This is a genomic window from Brachybacterium sp. AOP24-D1-21 (assembly GCF_052378665.1).
Taxonomy (GTDB): Bacteria; Actinomycetota; Actinomycetes; order Actinomycetales; family Dermabacteraceae; genus Brachybacterium.
The window spans coordinates 263,456-280,642 of the sequence record NZ_JBQSXX010000002.1 but is presented as its reverse complement, the minus strand read 5'-3'; the positions used below and the strand labels follow the sequence as shown (position 1 = coordinate 280,642).

The 17,187-nt window shown below is 69.2% G+C and carries 16 protein-coding genes; 9 read left to right on the top strand and 7 right to left on the bottom strand.

Going from position 1 to position 17,187, the window contains the following annotated elements:
• Positions 1–10 precede the first annotated feature (10 nt).
• Positions 11–1,117, bottom strand: coding sequence for an NADH:flavin oxidoreductase/NADH oxidase (locus tag ACT3UF_RS15970; protein ID WP_441444384.1), 1,107 nt, complete (start codon positions 1,115–1,117; stop codon positions 11–13).
• A gap of 143 nt (positions 1,118–1,260) precedes the next feature.
• On the opposite strand from ACT3UF_RS15970, the gene ACT3UF_RS15965 reads away from it, so the two are divergent.
• The 3 genes from ACT3UF_RS15965 to acs all read left to right on the top strand — a co-directional run bounded on the left by ACT3UF_RS15965 (position 1,261) and on the right by acs (position 4,441).
• Positions 1,261–1,437: a CopG family transcriptional regulator gene (locus tag ACT3UF_RS15965; RefSeq protein WP_441444385.1), complete on the top strand. Its 177-nt coding sequence runs from the start codon at positions 1,261–1,263 to the stop codon at positions 1,435–1,437.
• 70 nt (positions 1,438–1,507) lie between these two features.
• On the top strand, positions 1,508–2,326 hold the full coding sequence (locus tag ACT3UF_RS15960; protein ID WP_441444386.1) for a hypothetical protein: 819 nt from the start codon (positions 1,508–1,510) through the stop codon (positions 2,324–2,326).
• Between the two features lie 135 nt (positions 2,327–2,461).
• A complete protein-coding gene (acs, locus tag ACT3UF_RS15955; protein ID WP_441444387.1) occupies positions 2,462–4,441 on the top strand; it encodes an acetate--CoA ligase in 1,980 nt (659 codons plus the stop codon).
• Between the two features lie 98 nt (positions 4,442–4,539).
• Here the strand turns inward: acs and ACT3UF_RS15950 are convergent, their stop codons facing one another.
• The 3 genes from ACT3UF_RS15950 to ACT3UF_RS15940 are packed head-to-tail and all read right to left on the bottom strand — an operon-like array spanning position 4,540 to position 7,498.
• Positions 4,540–5,526 (bottom strand): hypothetical protein, encoded by a 987-nt coding sequence (locus ACT3UF_RS15950; protein ID WP_441444388.1) that lies wholly within the window; start codon positions 5,524–5,526, stop codon positions 4,540–4,542.
• The gene (locus ACT3UF_RS15945; protein ID WP_441444389.1) at positions 5,526–6,179 is read right to left on the bottom strand and encodes a response regulator; all 654 of its coding nucleotides are present in this window, start codon (positions 6,177–6,179) and stop codon (positions 5,526–5,528) included. The genes ACT3UF_RS15950 and ACT3UF_RS15945 overlap by 1 nt, the downstream gene beginning before the upstream one ends.
• Positions 6,176–7,498: a sensor histidine kinase gene (locus tag ACT3UF_RS15940; RefSeq protein WP_442331740.1), complete on the bottom strand. Its 1,323-nt coding sequence runs from the start codon at positions 7,496–7,498 to the stop codon at positions 6,176–6,178. Before ACT3UF_RS15940 ends, ACT3UF_RS15945 begins: the two co-directional genes overlap by 4 nt.
• 147 nt (positions 7,499–7,645) lie before the next feature.
• Here ACT3UF_RS15940 and ACT3UF_RS15935 point away from each other — a divergent pair, with 147 nt between their 5' ends.
• The 4 genes from ACT3UF_RS15935 (at position 7,646) to rlmB (ending at position 11,902) form a co-directional block, all read left to right on the top strand.
• A complete protein-coding gene (locus ACT3UF_RS15935) occupies positions 7,646–8,833 on the top strand; it encodes a LacI family DNA-binding transcriptional regulator (RefSeq protein WP_441444391.1) in 1,188 nt (395 codons plus the stop codon).
• A gap of 59 nt (positions 8,834–8,892) precedes the next feature.
• Positions 8,893–9,375, top strand: coding sequence for a phage holin family protein (locus ACT3UF_RS15930; protein WP_441444392.1), 483 nt, complete (start codon positions 8,893–8,895; stop codon positions 9,373–9,375).
• Positions 9,376–9,471: 96 nt separating this feature from the next.
• A complete protein-coding gene (gene cysS, locus ACT3UF_RS15925; RefSeq protein WP_441444393.1) occupies positions 9,472–10,911 on the top strand; it encodes a cysteine--tRNA ligase in 1,440 nt (479 codons plus the stop codon).
• 19 nt (positions 10,912–10,930) lie between these two features.
• Positions 10,931–11,902 carry a 23S rRNA (guanosine(2251)-2'-O)-methyltransferase RlmB gene (rlmB, locus tag ACT3UF_RS15920; RefSeq protein ID WP_441444394.1) on the top strand — a complete coding sequence of 324 codons (972 nt, stop codon included), beginning with the start codon at positions 10,931–10,933 and terminating at the stop codon, positions 11,900–11,902.
• A 55-nt stretch (positions 11,903–11,957) separates the two neighbouring features.
• Here the strand turns inward: rlmB and yczE are convergent, their stop codons facing one another.
• The 3 genes from yczE to ACT3UF_RS15905 form a co-directional block, all read right to left on the bottom strand.
• The gene (yczE, locus tag ACT3UF_RS15915) at positions 11,958–12,668 is read right to left on the bottom strand and encodes a membrane protein YczE (protein WP_441444395.1); all 711 of its coding nucleotides are present in this window, start codon (positions 12,666–12,668) and stop codon (positions 11,958–11,960) included.
• Positions 12,669–12,688: 20 nt separating this feature from the next.
• Positions 12,689–13,927: a DUF4032 domain-containing protein gene (locus ACT3UF_RS15910; protein ID WP_441444396.1), complete on the bottom strand. Its 1,239-nt coding sequence runs from the start codon at positions 13,925–13,927 to the stop codon at positions 12,689–12,691.
• Between the two features lie 154 nt (positions 13,928–14,081).
• Entirely contained in the window at positions 14,082–15,167 is a 1,086-nt protein-coding gene (locus tag ACT3UF_RS15905; protein ID WP_444608428.1) for an ABC transporter ATP-binding protein, read from the bottom strand.
• Positions 15,168–15,505: 338 nt separating this feature from the next.
• On the opposite strand from ACT3UF_RS15905, the gene ACT3UF_RS15900 reads away from it, so the two are divergent.
• Together ACT3UF_RS15900 and ACT3UF_RS15895 are read left to right on the top strand one after the other, a co-directional pair.
• Positions 15,506–16,189, top strand: coding sequence for a peptide deformylase (locus ACT3UF_RS15900; RefSeq protein ID WP_441445480.1), 684 nt, complete (start codon positions 15,506–15,508; stop codon positions 16,187–16,189).
• Positions 16,190–16,292: 103 nt separating this feature from the next.
• Positions 16,293–17,048, top strand: a complete 756-nt coding sequence (locus tag ACT3UF_RS15895; RefSeq protein ID WP_441445479.1) for a hypothetical protein — start codon at positions 16,293–16,295, stop codon at positions 17,046–17,048.
• Positions 17,049–17,187: the final 139 nt, after the last annotated feature.

The window sequence follows — 17,187 nt, the reverse complement described above, 5'->3', positions numbered from 1 at the left end:
GCGGGGAGGCTCACCAGGAACCCCGCTGGTACGAACCGGGGTACAGCGCCGCATCGCGCACCCCCAGCTCATGAGCGGCACGTTGCGGCCAGCTCGGCTCACGCAGTGCGGCACGACCCACGGCGACGAAGTCCGCATCGCCCCGTTCGAGCACGGTCTGGGCGCCGGCGGGGTCCGTGATCAGGCCCACGGCTGCCACCGGCATCGACACTGCATCGCGCAGGGTGCGCGCGAAGCCCACCTGATACTCCGGTCCGACCGCGATGTCCGCGATCACGGCGCCGCCGGTGGAGACGTGCAGGGCGTCGACTCCCACGCCCTCGAGCTCGCGGGCGAGGTCGAGGGACTGCTCGATGTCCCAGCCGCCGTCGATCCAGTCGGTCGCACTGATGCGCACGATCAGAGGACGTTCGGCGGGCCACTGCTCGCGGACTGCGGAGGCGATCTCGAGCGCGAGCCGGCGCCGTCCCGGACCGTCGCCGCCGTACTCGTCGTCGCGGGTGTTCACGAGCGGGGAGAGGAACTCATGGACCAGATAGCCATGAGCGAAGTGGAGCTCGACAGCATCGAAGCCAGCCTGTTCCGCACGTCGGGCCGCAGCCACGAAGTCTGCGACCACCCGGGAGATGTCCTCACGGCTCAGCGCATCCGGGGCGTCGAGCCCGGGGAAGGGATCCGAGGTGGGGCCGACGGCGCGCCAGCCGGAGGCGAACTCCGGCACCGTGCCGCGTCGCCTGCGGAACCGAGGCAGTGCCGGCCAGGTGGAGGCCTTGCGGCCGGCGTGGGCGAGCTGGACCGCGATCTTCGCTTCCTGCCCCTGGCAGAAGCTGGTGATCCGTCGCCAGGCGGTGACCTGCTCGTCGTTCCACAGGCCCGTGTCCTGGGGGCTGATGCGGCCTTCCGGGCTGATCGCGGTCGCCTCGGTGATCAGCAGCCCGAAACCGCCGGTCGCGCGAGCTCCCAGGTGCACCAGGTGCCAGTCCGTGGGGATGCCGTCCTCCGCCTCGACCATGTACTGGCACATAGGTGCCAGCCAGATCCGGTTGCGCATCTCCAGGGAGCGCAGGCGGGCCGGGGCGAGGAGCGCCGGGGCTGTGGCGGCAGGATCGGGGACCATGGTCCCCTACGTTAGCCGCCTCTGCTGTGGCCCCGTGTCGCCGCCCATCGTGGTGCTCCTCATGACCTCCCACGTGACGGCGCCACAGCGGAGACTTTGCGCCTGCTCTTCAATCGAGTGATCTATGATGCTAGCATTCTTGCATGGTTGAGGATGAGCCGAACGTGCCCCGAACCCCCAAGGTGCAGTTCAACGTGTACCTGCCGAAGGATCTCGTGATCGAGGTCAAGCATCGGGCGATCGATGAATCGCTGAGCCTCAGCGCCTTCGTGGAACAGGCTCTGCGGATGCAACTCGCCGCCGGTGGCGACGATGCCTGAGCGCGAGCCGAGCATGGGTGCCCCGCCCGCGCCGTTCCCTGACAGACCGTTCCCTGAGGAGGAGACCGAGATGAGCCCCCAGACCGAGATGAGTCCCCAGTCCGCCGTGCCCGGCGCGGTGCCCGAGATGACCGTGCTCCCGCTGAGATTCAGCGCCGATGTGCCCGCGATGATCGACTTCCTGTGCACGCTAGGGATGACGCCCACGGTGACTGCGGGAGAGGACGGCTTCGGAGAGCTCGTCGCCGGGGCAGGCCGGGTCATGGTGCACGCGGCAGCTGGTGCCGCGACCGGTGCGCGCAGTGGGGACACCGATCTATGCCTCGCAGTGGAAGAGACCGACGTGGCGGCGCATGCCCTGCAGACGGCAGGGTACGAGGTGGACGTATGGGATGAGACCTATGGTCGGCAGGGGGTTGTCACCGGACCGGCGGGGGAGCAGGTGGCGCTCAACGAGGAACAGATCGACCTCTATGGGTACCGCGGCCACGACGCGAGCTCCCCGGATCCGCGGCTCACTGTCACCGCAGTGCTCTCCAGTGACGACTTCCACCGGGACGCGACCTGGGCGGCTCCGCTCGGGTTCAGCGCTGACGGGCCGGACGATGAATGGTTCCTCGCTCTGCGAGGCCCCGGGCGGGCGGGTGTGCTCGGGCTGCACAAGCCCGGTCCGCTGGATCGCAGGACTCGGTCGACAGGCACCGAGTTCGGTGATGTGCTGCAGGTGCGTCTTGGCTTCGAGACCACCGGAGACCTGGCCGAGCTCTCCCTTCGACTGACCACGGCAGGGCATCCCGCGGAGGTCGTCGAGAGCGGTGCCCTCCGCAGCGTTCACGTCACCGACCCTGATGGGCAGCACCTGGAGATCCATCAGCGTCCGCTGCGCTGAGCTGTCCTCGAGGCAGGGGGAGCGGCAGCATCCTGCTCGAGGAGTGTGACCGGTGCGCGTGACATGGGTCTCCTGCGATACGGTGTCCGCGTCCATCCGCCCCGGCGACCCGGGGCCCGTGTAGCAGGAGTGCTGATGTCCGACGACGCCACCACCGGGATCGAGAATCTCTCCCAGGAGACTCGCACCTTCTCCCCGCCCACCGAGTTCGTACAGAATGCGGTCGGCCGACCCTCCCTCTACAAGGAAGCGGAGCGCGACCACCTCGCCTTCTGGCGCTCGCGGGCCAGCCTGCTGAGCTGGGAGACCCCTTTCACCGAGACCCTCGACTGGTCCAACCCGCCGTTCGCCCGCTGGTTCGCCGACGGCACCCTGAACGTCGCCTACAACTGCGTGGACCGCCATGTCGAGTCCGGACACGGCTCCCAGGTCGCGCTGCTGGCGGAGTACGAGGACGGCTCCGATGCCTCCTTCACCTATGCGGACGTCAAGGACGAGATCTCGAAGATGGCCAACGTGCTGTCCGATCTCGGGGTGAAGACCGGCGACCGGGTCGCGATCTACCTGCCGATGATCCCGGAGGCGGTGTTCGCGATGCTCGCCTGTGCCCGCATCGGCGCCCCGCACTCCGTGGTGTTCGGCGGCTTCAGCGCCGATGCCCTGCGCTCCCGCATCGAGGATGCCGAGGCCCGGGTGGTCATCACCGCCGACGGCCAGAACCGTCGCGGCAAGCAGCTTCCGCTCAAGCCCGCTGTCGACGCTGCGCTCGCCGGGGGCGGCGCCAGCGTCGAGCACGTCCTGGTGGTGCGCCGCACCGGTGGCGAGGTCGAGTGGACCGAGGGACGCGACGTGTGGTGGCACGAGGCCCGCGAGACCGCCTCGGCCGAGCATGCACCGGTCGCGGTCGAGGCGGAGCACCCGCTGTTCATCCTCTACACCTCCGGCACCACCGGGAAGCCCAAGGGCATCATCCACACCACCGGTGGCTATCTCACCCAGGCCGCGTACACCCATCGCAACGTCTTCGACATCAAGCCGGCCTCGGACGTCTACTGGTGCACCGCGGACATCGGCTGGGTCACCGGCCACACCTACGTGGTCTACGGGCCGATGGCCAACCGCACCACGCAGGTCGTCTACGAGGGGACCCCGGACAGCCCGCACCAGGGTCGCTGGTGGGAGATCATCGAGAAGTACAAGGTCACCCAGTTCTACTCCTCGCCCACCGCGATCCGCACGGCGATGAAGTGGGGGGAGGACATCCCCGGCAAGTTCGATCTGTCCTCGCTGCGGCTGCTCGGAAGCGTCGGCGAGGCCATCAACCCCGAGGCATGGATGTGGTACCGCCGGGTCATCGGCGGCGACCGCTGCCCGATCGTGGACACCTGGTGGCAGACCGAGACCGGCGGCATCATGATCTCCCCGCTGCCGGGCGTGACCGCGACGAAGCCGGGCTCCGCGCAGCAGCCCCTTCCCGGGATCAGCGCCGATGTGCGCAATGACGCCGGAGAGTCCGTCGCGAACGGGGAGAGCGGCTATCTGGTGCTGGATCAGCCCTGGCCCGGCATGCTGCGAGGCATCTGGGGCGATCCCGAGCGGTTCAAGGAGACCTACTGGTCCCGCTTCGAGGGCCTCTACTTCGCCGGTGACGGTGCCAAGCGCGACGAGGACGGCGACATCTGGCTGTTGGGCCGGGTGGACGACGTCATGAACGTCTCAGGGCACCGCCTGTCCACCATGGAGATCGAGTCCGCCCTGGTCAGCCATGAATGGGTGGCCGAGGCCGCGGTGGTCGGGGCGACCGATGAGACCACCGGGCAGGTGCCCGTCGCCTTCGTGATCCTGCGCTCCGGCAACGACGAGGCCATCGCTGCGGTCGGCGGTGAGGATGCCGTGCCGGAGATGCTGCGCGCCCATGTGGGCAAGGAGATCGGCCCGATCGCGAAGCCGAAGAAGGTGCTGATCGTCTCGGAGCTGCCCAAGACCCGCTCCGGCAAGATCATGCGGCGCCTGCTGCGGGACGTCGCCGAGAACCGCCAGGTGGGTGACACGCAGACGCTCGCCGATGCCTCGGTGATGGACCTCATCCAGCAGGGTCTCAGCAGCAAGGGCTGAGCCTGCGGCCCGGCACCTGCCGGGCCCAGCACGGTGCAGGACGGGCTCCCGGTCATCGACCGGGGGCCCGTCCTCGTCACGCCTCGTGGCGACCTGGGTCACCGTTCGATGGTGATCTCGCCGACGCCTGCGGTCACGATGAGGGTGCCGTCCCCGGCGTCGGAGCCGGCCGTGAGGCCCGGATCCACGCTGACGCTTCCGAGATCCGAGTCGGCGTCGATATGCCAGCGGGTGGTGCCGGGGGCCGTGACCATCACGTCGCCCAGTTCAGCGGTGATGCTGATGCTGCCGCGGGAATCGGTGGGCAGCTGCAGGTCGACGTAGCCCACCGCTGCGGTGATCTGGGCGTCGGCAGGTGCCGGGGACTCCAGCTCGATGTCCACATCACCCACCTCGGAGGAGACCGTCAGCGCGTCGGTGACTCCGAGGGGCCCCAGCACGACATTGCCCACATCGGTGCGCACGTCCAAGGCGCTGAAATCGCCGTCGACCACGACGTCGCCCACGCCGGCGTCGATCGCGAGGGACAGCTCGAGGTCGGAGGGGACCAACAGCAGCAGATCCCGCGTGCGATCCGTCCACGGCCACCCGAGATGACTCTGCGGCTGCTGCACGGTCACCGTGGCGCCTGTCGGGTCGGTGTCGTGGATGAGTCGAGCCGGCGTGGTGTCCCGCGGTGAGGGGAGCCCCGTGGTGCCCGGCTCCACCAGGGCGAGAGTCACCTCGTCGACATCATCTGAGGGCAGCACCTGGATGGTGCCCATCAGGCTGGCCAGGTTCAGAGAGGCCGGAGTGCCGAGTCCAGTGGTCGTGGAGATCTCGGAGTAGCCGCGACCCGACGCCCAGTTCGCGACGGACGTGACGGCGAGGCCGCCCACCATCAGCAGCACGATGATGGCGCCCAGCAGCACGGTCAGCGCACGCCAGGGGCGGTCCCGGTCCGGGGAGGGGGTCAGTCGCTGCCCGGGGAGCAGGAGGCGCTCCATGGGCTGAGCCGACTGCGGCGGTGCGATGGAGGAGGACGTCGCGGCCGGGCTGGGCGGGGGAGCCGGGCTGGGCGGGAGTGGCGGACGGGTGGTGGTCATCAGCGTTCCTCGGATTCCAGAAAGCGCAGGACCGCCATCACACGGCGGTTCTCGCCGTCGACTGGAGGGAGGTCGAGCTTGCCCAGCAGCGAGGAGATGTGCTTCTCGACGCTCCCGGTGGAGACGAACAGGGTGTCGGCGATCGCCTGGTTCGAGCGGCCCTGGGCCATCAGCGAGAGCACCTCGCGCTCACGCGGGGTCATGCCCTCGAGGGTGCGGCGGCGCCGGGAGCGGATGAAGATCTGCTGCACCACCTCGGGGTCGAGCCAGGTCCCGCCGGCTCCGACGTCCGCGACCACTCCCAGGAAGTCGTCGACGTCCGCGACGCGGTCCTTGAGCACGTAGCCCAGGCCGAACGGGGAATCGGCGATCAGCTCGGACGCATAGCGCTCCTCGACGTACTGCGAGAGCACCAGCAGCGACACCTCCGGATCCTGGCTCCGGATCAGCACTGCGGCCCGGACTCCTTCATCGGTGAAGGTGGGTGGCATCCGCACATCGATCACTGCGAGGTCGGGACGATGCTGCGAGATGGCGCTGAGCAGCGCGCTGCCGTCGCCGACTGCGGCGACCACCTCATGCCCGGCCTCGGTGAGCAGGCGCTCGAGTCCTGCGCGCAGCAGCACGGCGTCGTCGGCGATCACGATCCTCATCGGAGGTCCTCCTGGGTGGTGGGGTGGGCGAGCTCTGGCACCGGGGCGGTGCGGCCTGCGAGCGGGATCACGGCGATCAGCGCCGTGCCTCCGCCGGTGGGGCTTGTGACTTCGAGCAGGCCCCCGGTGGCACGGACCCGGTCGGTGAGCCCGGCCAGGCCGGTGGACAGACCGTCTCGGCGCACCTGCGCACCGCCTCGGCCGTCGTCCTGGATCCGCACCCGCAGCGCGGACTCGTTCCGGTGGACGAAGACGTCCGCCGCCGTCGCCTCGGCATGCTTGGCGATGTTCGTCAGCGCCTCGGCGACCACGAAGTAGGCCACCGCCTCGAGCTCCCGATCCAGGGCCGGCATGCTCTCGGTGCCGAGGTCGACCTGCAGATCCACCGGCACCTGGGAACGAGCCGCGAGCGCGGACAGGGCGGCGTCCAGCCCGCGGTCGGTGAGCACGGCCGGGTGGATGCCTCGCGCGAGCTGACGCAGATCGGTCATCACGGCTTTGGCCTCCGCATGCGCCTCGCCGACCAGCTGCTCGGCACGATCGGGATCGGTGCGGACCGTGTTCTTCGCGATGCCGAGGGTCATGGCGAGGTTCACGAGGCGCGGCTGCACCCCGTCATGGAGATCACGCTCGATGCGCAGGCGCTCCTGCGCGGCGGCATCGACCGCCCCCTGCCGGCGTTCGGCCAGCTCGGCGACCTGCTCGCGCAGATCGTCCTCGGAGCCGGAGATCAGCCCCCGGGCGAGCCCTCGGTCGGCGAGGGCCCCGAGCACCAGCATCACCAGGGCCAGCACCAGGCCTGCGGTGCCGATGGCTCCGAGCGACCAGCGGGAGAGCTCGATCCCTCCCACCTCCACGGTGCCCTGGTCGAGAGCCGCCTCCCACCCAGTCCAGCCGAACCAGAGGAACACCGCGAACGCGGTGAAGAAGGCCCCGGCGACCAGGATCGCGAGGTGGTGATGCAGCACTCCCCGCCAGAACGCCCAGGTACCGAGCTCGAACCAGCGGTTGCTGAGCCAGCCGGAGATGCCGGTGCGGCGCGAGCGCCGACGCGGGGGAAGGATCACGGGGATGCCGTGGATGGCGACGGCGCGCCGACGTTCCACCCGTACAGCGAGCTGCATCACCAGCAGCCAGGGGATCAGCAGCAGCAGGCCGGTGCCGAGAGCGGGCAGGGAGGCGAGCCCGCCGAGCAGCAGGGTGAGGCTCGCCCAGAACCAGCTGTAGAACAGCAGCCCGCCCACGACCACGGAGGCGAGGGCGGAGGGGGCGAGCCGGGAGCGCGAGCGCCCTGCGCCCCGGGCAGAGGAGTCGTCCATGCCCTGACACTATGCGCGGCGAGGGGACCGGGCCCACGGTGCCCACCCGCCGTCTCACTGGGGGAAAACCCCCGGTCCGACGGGTTCGCGCGACTCCATCGCGCGGACTGATCCGGATCGGGTCGCAGAATGCGGTTCAATGGGTCCATGAGCAGTGACGCCACTTCCTCCGACGAGACCATCGACCCCGCTTCCGACACCGGGTCACCCGCCACCGATGACGGCTCCACCGGGCAGGTGATCGAGAACGTCGAGCGGACAGCCGCTGAGCTCGAGGCCGATGATCAGGGCCGCGGCACCCTTCACGATGTCGCGAACTCTCTGGGCATCTCCAGCGCGGTCGCACTGCGCGCGCTGCGCGAGTCCGACGAGATCAAGCCGCAGATGATCCGCCGGGTCCGGGAGGCGGCCGAACGGCTGAACTTCCCGCTCGCGGATCTCAGCGAGGAGACCGAGCACCGCGGCGTGGTCGCAGTGCTCGTGAACACCATGCGCAACACCTGGATCTCTGATCTGGTGCGGGCGATCCGCATCGAGCTGACCGCGACCGGACGCACCGCAGTGGTGGTTCCCACACGTCGCCGCATGCCCGAGTACCCGGTCGCCGCCGACACGGATGCGATCGAGAACCTGGTCCATCTCGGCGTCGACGGCTTCCTGATGATCTCCGACCTGGCTGACATGGACAGCGTGCTCGCGGCCACCGGCAGTCGGCCGTTCGTCGGGATCGGCTGCTCGCAGGAGTTCGTCGGCCGGTTCGACACCGTCCGCATCGACGACGAGGTCGGGCAGGGGCTGCTGGTGGACCATCTGGTCGGACTCGGTCACCGCGAGATCGCGCACGTCGGCGGAGTCGGTGCGGCCGTGGCCCGGGAGCGCGCGGATGCCTTCCGCAAGGCCATGGACCGTCACGGCCTGGGTGACGTCGCGCGGGTCGAGCCCGGTGACTTCACCGAACAGGTCGGCCAGACCGCCGGATCGATGCTGCTGCGCGGCAGCCGGGTCCCCACGGCTGTCACCTGTGCGAACGACGTCACCGCGGTCGGTGTGCTCGCCGCGGCACGTGACGCCGGCTTCGCGGTGCCCGAGGAGCTGGCGGTGGCCGGATATGGCAACACCTCCCTCGCAGCCTCCGGGGTGTCCCAGCTGACCAGCGTGGATCCCAACTCCGATCGACTCGGTGCGCTCGCCGCGCAGTTCCTGGTCGAGCGCGTCTCCGGCCATGAGGGCCCGGCCCGGGACGTGGCGGTCGCGCCGTCCATCGTGGTGCGTCGCACGACCTCCGCGGGCCCGCGGCCCGAGACCACGAAGCGCAAGCGGATCTCCGTGGACTGATCAACGGATCCCCATCCCGCGAACTTCGAACGACCTGCCCCCTGCGATAGGCTCAGATCATGATCAACACCACGAACGACCCGAGCACGCCGCCCACCCAGCGGTCCATCGGCGAGCTCGTCCAGTCCATCCGTGACGAGCTCCTCGGTGTCGTGCACCATGAGATCGACATCGCGAAGAAGGAGTTCACCGCTCTCGCGATCAAGCTGGGCATCATCGCCGCCTGCGCCGCGGTGATCCTGTTCCTCCTGCTCTCGGCCTGGGTGATGCTGCTGTTCGCCGCCGCCAACGGTCTGGAGGCGCTGGGCCTGCCGTTCTGGGCCGCGTTCCTGATCGTCGCGGGCGTCTTCATCGTGCTCGGCGTGGTCGTCGGAGCCGTCGCCTTCGTGGTCTACAAGAAGCTCAAGGCACCTGAGACCACCATCGAGACGGCCCAGGGCGCCGTGAGCGCCGTGCAGGGCAAGCGTCGTCAGAATGCGGTGTCCTATGACGACACCTTCGACGAGCTCTACGGCAAGCAGGTCAGCGCTCGCACGGACTGATCAGCGCTCGCACAGACTGAACCGCCGGGCTGGGCGCCCGACCTTCGCGCGAGCCGTGGGCCGTGGGCCGCTCCTGAGGGCAGTACCCTTGGGTGCGTGAGCCTCTACCTGCATGACACCGCCACCCGTACGACCGCACCCTTCATCCCGGTGCGCGCGGGGGCGGTGTCGTTGTACGTCTGCGGCCCGACGACCCAGGGAGCCCCGCACCTCGGCCATCTGCGCACATTCCTCGCCTTCGACGTGCTGGTGCGCTGGCTCGAGCGCAGCGGCCTCGCGGTGACCCATATCCGCAATGTCACCGACATCGACGACAAGATCCTCGTGAAGTCCGCCGAGGTGGGCGCCGAGTGGTGGGCATGGTCCCTGCGCTTCGAGCGCGAATTCCAGGACGTGCTCGATGAGATCGGCAATCGTCGGCCCACCTACGAGCCGCGTGCGACCGGCCATGTGCCCGAGATGATCGAGCTGATGCAGCTGCTCATCGAGCGTGGCCACGCCTATCCCGACGGTCACGGCTCGGTCTATTTCGATGTGGCCTCCCACCCCACCTACGGGTCGCTCACCCGCCAGTCCCTGGAGGACATGCAGGACGCCGGCGAGGCGATGGAGCCCGGCAAACGGGACCGTCGCGACTTCGCGCTGTGGAAGGCGGCGAAGGACACGGAGCCCGTCAGCGCCGCCTGGGACACCCCCTTCGGGCGAGGCCGTCCCGGATGGCACCTCGAGTGCTCGGCCATGAGCCGCAAGTATCTCGGGGAGACCTTCGACCTCCACGCCGGGGGCCTGGACCTGCGCTTCCCGCACCATGAGAACGAGCAGGCGCAGTCCCACGCCGCCGGCTTCGGCTTCGCCCGCCAGTGGATGCATGCCGGGGTGCTCACGGTGGACGGTCTGAAGATGGGCAAGAGCCTCGACAACTTCGTCACCGCCGCCCGGGCACTGGCCGAGCATCCGACGCCGGCCGTACGGCTCGCCCTGGTGAGCGGCCACTACCGCGCCACCGTCGAGTACAACGCGACGGCGATGCGGGAGGCGGAGACCGTCTGGGAGCGCTTCAGCGCCACGGCGCGTCGTGCCGCCCAGCTCCTCGGGGACCATCCGCTGGCGGCACCCGAGGCCGAGCTGCACGCGCTCGAGCTGCCCGCAGACTTCGTGGCCGCGATGGACGATGACCTCGCGGTCCCCGAGGCGCTCGCAGTGATCCACCGCGAGCAGTCCTCCCTGAACTCCCTGCTCGCCGCCGGCGCTGCAGAGGCAGAGATCGCCTCCGGTCTGGGCCAGCTGCGCGCCATGCTGGACGTGCTGGGCCTGGACCCCCTCTCCGACCGGTGGGGGAGCGGCACGGGCGCTGAAGGCGCCGAGCATGCGGCACTGGACTCGCTGATCACCGCCCAGCTCGCCGCCCGGGAAGCGGCTCGCGCGGAGAAGGACTGGGCTCGCGCAGATGCGCTGCGCGACGCCCTGATCGCTGCAGGCATTCGTATCGAGGACGGGCCCGAGGGTGCCCGTTGGACCCTCGACACCAAGAACTGAAGGACTGAGGAGACATCTGATGGCAGGGAACAGCACGCGACGCGGTGCGATGCGCAAGGGCAAGAAGGGCGCGACCGTCGGTTCAGGCGGTGTGCGCCGCCGTGCGCTCGAGGGCAAGGGGCCGACGCCCAAAGCGGAGGACCGCACGTACCACAAGGCCTACAAGGGCGGTGCTGCGGCATCCGGTGGAGCAGCCGGGCGCCGCGGTCCCGGCGCCAAGGGCGCCCGGAAGCTGCCGGGCAGTGACCAGGTCGCGGGCCGCAACGCCGTGCTCGAGGCGCTGCGTGAGGGCGTCCCCGCCACGCAGCTGACCGTCATGGTCCGGATGGACAGCGACGAGCGGGTGGGCGAGATCATGCGTCTGGCCACCGCCCGCAATCTGCCGATCGCGGAGGCTCAGCGCACCGACCTGGACCGGATGACTGACCACGCCGTGCATCAGGGTGTCGCCCTGACCATTCCGCCCTATGAGTACGCCGAGCTCGACGACCTGCTGAGCATCGCCGCTGACCGCTTCGAGCCGCCGCTGCTGGTCGCTCTTGACGGGATCACCGACCCCCGCAACCTCGGCGCGATCCTGCGTTCCGCCGATGCCTTCGGTGCGCATGGCGTGATCCTGCCCGAGCGGCGCAGCGTGTCGATGACCGCCAGCGTCTGGAAGGTCGCGGCCGGTGCCGCAGGCCGGGTCCGCGTCGCCCAGGTCACCAACCTCAACCGCGCCCTGACCTCGCTCAAGGAGGAGGGCGTCTTCGTGCTCGGCCTCGACGCGGACGGCGATGTGACCTCCCGCGAGCTCGAGCTCGGCACCCAGCCGACGGCACTGGTGGTCGGCGCGGAGGGCAAGGGCCTCTCACGTCTGACGCGAGAGCTCAGCGACCAGGTGGTGTCGATCCCGATGGGCGGTCGTGCGGAATCGCTGAACGCCTCGGTGGCGGCCGCGATCGCACTGTACGAGCTCTCCGGCGTGCGGGCGCGTCAGGGACTGGGCTGAGCTCTCCGGCGTGCGGGCGCTCAGGGACCGGGCTGAGCTTCGGCGTGCGGGTGCCTCAGGGACTGGGCTGCGCCGCGCGACGCTGCTGAGCTGGGACTGACCGCTCGGGGTCCGTCCGCACCCGTAGGGTCACGTACGGGAGGGTGAGCTGGATGATCGGGCCCAGCCCGATCGCATAGAGCACCGTTCCCGCCCCGAGCGGGCCTCCCAGCGCCCACCCGGTCGCCAGCACCAGGATCTCGAGCGCGATGCGCACCGGGCCGACAGGTCGACGCAGCACGCGCCCCAATCCCGTCATCAGCCCGTCACGCGGACCGGCGCCGAGCTGGGCGCCGATGTAGACGGCGCCGCTGATGCCGTTGAGGATCACGCCGGCGAGCATCATCGCCACGGCGATCGGCAGCGTGGGCGCTTCGGGGAGCACCATCATGCCCAGGTCGATGCTCACTCCGACCCAGATCGAGTTCGCCACGGTGCCGATCCCGATCCGTTCGCGCAGCGGGATCCACAGCAGCAGCACCACGAAGCTCACGGCGATGCTCACCGAACCGACACTCAACCCGATGCGGTCCGCGACCGCGGCGTGCAGCACGTCCCAGGGGGCACCGCCCAGCCCGGATTCGAGCAGCATCGCCAGCGAGACGCCGAATCCTGTCAGGCCCAGCATCATCTGGAGCAGGCGCAGCGGAAGCCGGTCGACCTTCAGCTGCTCGCGCAGGCTGAGGTTGTCCAGGCGCGCCGGTCCCCGGCTTCGTTCACGACGCATGGGGCGAAGTGCTCCTCTCCTCATTCGAAGATCGGCAATGCCGAGGTCTCGGTGGTCACCAGTGATCTCTCGTCCGGCCGATGGATCAGGACGTTGAGGATGTAGTGCCGCACGGTGTCGTCCAGGCTCACATCCTGCCCGCCCTGCTCGGAGAGGAACCACTTGTGCTCGAGGATCTCGTGGAAGAACTCAGGGGGCTCGAGCTTGGAGCGCATCGTCCTGGGGACCGCACGGACGACCGGCTCGTACTGGTCCTTCAGCCACTCGTGGGCCACGAACTCCTCGTCCTCGAGCTGCTGCTCGGTATCGGCGCGGAACTGGTCGAGGTCGTTGAGCAGCCGCCGGGCCTGGTTCTCCTGGGCATCGATCCCGGTGAGCCTCAGCAGACGGCGCGAGTGGTGCCCGGCGTCGACCACCTTGGGCATGATCGACAGCGTGGTGCCGTCGAGGTCGGTGGTGATCTCGAGCTCGCCCACATCGAAGCCGAGCGCGTTGAGCTTCTCGATCCGGGCCGAGACCCGCCAGCGCTCGTCGGCGGAGAACCGCTCCCGTGAGGTCAGGGTCTCCCACAGGTCCTCATAGCGGGAGACCAGGTCGTCGCCCACGGCGACGGGATCTGCGTCGGGGTCGAACATGTCCCCGGCCTGGAGGTCCATCAGCTCACCGATGATGTTGGTGCGGGCGAGGTCGAGGTCGTACTGGCGCTGGCCCACGGTGAGCCGTTCATGGAGCGCGCCGGTCTCGACATCGACGAGGTACGCGGCGAAGGCGCCGGCGTCTCGCCGGAAGAGGGTGTTGGACAGGGAGACGTCTCCCCAGTAGAAGCCCTCGAGATGGAGGTGGACGAGCAGGACGGCCAGTGCGTCGAGCAGGCGGTGCGCCGTGTCCGGGCGGGATACCTGGCTGAACACCGCGCGATATGGCAGGGAGAACTGGAGATGGCGCGTGATCAGCATCGCGTCCAGAGGCTCACCCGTGGCAGTGGTGCGACCGGAGATCACGGCGAAGGGCTCCACGCAGGGGATCCCGAGTCGTCCCAGGATCCTCAGCATGTCGTACTCGCGCTGGGCGAGGTTCTTGGAGATCTCCTTGAGGGCGAGGACTCGTCCCGAGACGCGTACGAAGCGCACGACGTGACGGGAGATGCCTCGCGGGAGGGCGGCGAGGATGTCCTCGGGCCATTGCTCCAGCGGTTCCTCCCACGGCAGGTCCAGCAGTGCAGGATCTGCACGGGACGCGGTGATCTCCAGAGGTGCCATTGCTCCATTCTCTCCCGAGCGGGGATGCTTCGACCACTCCCGGCATGATGTCACGTCGTCAGGACGCACCGCACACCGCGAGGACGTGCCAGAAACAACAGCGACGGGCGCCCGGCAGCAGCCGGGCGCCCGTCGCACGAGTCAGCTGGCGAGGTCAGTCGCCCAGGCGCAGACCGCTCTTCGCGTCGAAGAGGTGGATGTGGCCTTCGGTGGGACGGAAGTAGACCGTCTCACCCTTGCTCGGAGGGCGACGGGCGTCGACGCGCGCGATGAACGGCTTGGACGTCTCTTCGCTTCCTGCGCGACGGCCGTAGATGAAGGCGTCCGCGCCGAGCTCCTCGACGAGGTCGACCTCGACGGCGATGCCCTGGCCGTCGGGAGCGATCTCGAGGTCCTCGGGACGGATGCCGATGGTGACCGTGCTCTGATCGGTCTCCGAGAGGGTCGAGCGATCCACGGGGACCACGACGCCACCGAACTCGGCACCCTGATCGGTGAGGTTGGTGTCGAACAGGTTCATGGCGGGGGAGCCGATGAAGCCGGCGACGAACACGTTGTTCGGGTGGTCGTACATGCGGCGCGGGGTGTCGAGCTGCTGCAGAACGCCGAAGTTCAGCACTGCGACGCGGTCGCCCATGGTCATGGCCTCGGTCTGGTCGTGGGTGACGTAGACCGTGGTGACGCCGAGGCGGCGCTGCAGCGACGCGATCTGAGTACGGGTCGCCACACGCAGCTTCGCATCGAGGTTCGACAGGGGCTCATCCATGAGGAACACCTGCGGCGAACGGACGATCGCGCGGCCCATGGCCACACGCTGGCGCTGACCACCGGAGAGCGCCTTGGGCTTACGGTCGAGGTACTCGGTGAGGTCGAGGATCTCGGCGGCGTCCTCGACGCGCTTGCGGATCTCGGCCTTCGGGTTGCCGGCGATCTTCAGGGCGAAGCCCATGTTGTCGGCGACCGTCATGTGCGGGTACAGCGCGTAGTTCTGGAACACCATCGCGATGTCGCGGTCCTTCGGCGGGACGTCGGTGACGTCACGATCGCCGATCAGGATGCGGCCTGCGTCGATCTCCTCGAGGCCTGCGAGCATGCGCAGCGCGGTCGACTTGCCGGAGCCGGAGGGCCCGACCAGCACGAGGAATTCGCCATCCCCGACTTCGATGTTGAGGTTGTCGACCGCGGGACGTTCCTGTCCCGGGTAGACGCGCGAGGAATTATCGAACGTGACTGTTGCCATGGTGGTTCTCCTTCACCGGCAGGTACGTGCCGGACGGTCCGTTGTGAAGTGATACGTGGCCGAGTGGATGTCGCTCCCACGAGGGGTGCTTCATCGCACTGGCTCGATAAAGTGTAGCCCAGCTCTCATCTGGATGGGTGCACAGGGCGAGGCGTGTCTCACGTCTCGGGACTCTGTCGCCCGCGGGAGCCTCTCCGCCGCTCCGCCCCCGCTCCGCCCCCGCTCCTCCGCCGCTCCGCCGTCCGTGTCCGACGCCCGTGCGAGACTCTGCGCAATCCACGGACGGCCTCGTCGACTGGAGCGCGCCCAGTGCGCTCGGGCTGCGGGATACTGGCGATGTGGACATCACTGAGCTGACTCGGAAGATCCTGGACCGCCGTGCGAAGGAGGGCGACCCCCTGCGGATAGTGCAGGCAGGCCATCCCGCGCTGCGGAGGAAGGCCGTGACCGCTGTGGGGCGGATCGACGTCGGGCTCCTGCTCGAGCTCGCCGAGGCGATGACGATCACGATGCACAAGGCGCCGGGCGTGGGGCTGGCAGCTCCTCAGGTCGGCCTGCCGCTGCGGTTCTACGTGGTCGAGGACTCCTTCGCGGCGGAGGAGGGGGAGGACCCGGACGACGATCTGCTGGAGCGGCGCCCGCTCGCTCTGCGCGCCCTGCTGGATCCCGTCGTCGAGCTGCTCGGAGAGCAGCGGGTCTACGCCTTCGAGGGGTGCCTCTCGGTAGACGGCTGGCAGTCGATCGTGCCGCGCTCACGACGGGTGCGACTGCGTGCGACCGAGCTGCTGCCCGACGGCCGGCTGCAGGAGATCGACGAAGAGCACGTGGGGTGGACGGCCCGCATCTTCCAGCACGAGACCGACCACCTGGGCGGCACCCTGTGTCATGACGTCTCCGTGCCCCGCTCATTCATGGAGGCCGGATACACCGCGCACTACGCCGACCTCGGAGAGGCGGTGCGTCGGCTCGGGCTGACCGGCGAGATCGCCGAGCTCGGCGACGGCGAGGTCATGATCGGCTGAGCGGGCACAGTCCGAAGAGCCAGCAGTCCAAAGAGTCTTCAGACTGGCGCCCCACGAGGCGGTACCTTGACCCTGTTCATGACCCCACAGAACGGAGCTGACGGTGGCACAGAGCGACCCGAGCATCCCGCGCGATGACCAGAACGGCCCGGATGCGCTGCCCGCAGATGGCGAGCTCGCCGAGCAGATCGACGAGCGCTGGCTGGCACTGATCGATGCCGCGCTGAAGGTGCAGGCCCCGCTCGCGCACAGCTACGTGCACAAGCTTCGCCAGAAGCACCCCGAGGAGACCGATCGGCAGCTGCTCGAGCGCGTCACGAAGCGATTCACCACGCTGACCACCGCCGCCGGAGCGGGGATCGGCGGCGTCGCGGCGCTGCCCGGGCTCGGCACCGCGGCAGCGCTCGGCCTGACCGTCGGCGAGGGAGTCACCTTCGCCGAGGCCTGCGCCTTCCTCACCCTTGCCGCGGCGGAGATCCACGGCGTCGACATGACCGACAAGAGCACCCGCCGCCTGGTGCTGATGGGCGTGCTCGGCGGCGAGCGCGGCACCGAGATCATCGCCAAAGCGATGGGCAAGCAGGGGCTGCAGTGGCACTCCGTCCTCAACGGCGGAGGTGGCTTCGTGCCCGGCCTGATCAGCAAGCAGGTCTCGCGCTATGTGCGCCGCCGGGTGGTGGCGCGGACCGGCAAGCTGTGGCTGATGCGGCTGCTGCCCTTCGGCATCGGAGCCGTCATCGGGGGGCTCGGCGCCCGGGCGGTGTCGAAGTCGGTCGTCGAGGCGATGCTCGAGATCTTCTCCCAGGAGCTGACCCTCGAGGGTGAGCTCGCAGGAGAGCAGAGCGCGCTGGACGCCTGAGCACCGCGCCGTACCGCGCCGGGCACAGCTCAGTGCTCGTGCGCGGACGATGCGCACGAAGTGAATTTGGGCCCCGCGAAGGGGACGAGGACGAGAAACCAGAAGAGGGCCGACCCGCTCGGGTCGGCCCTCTTCTGGA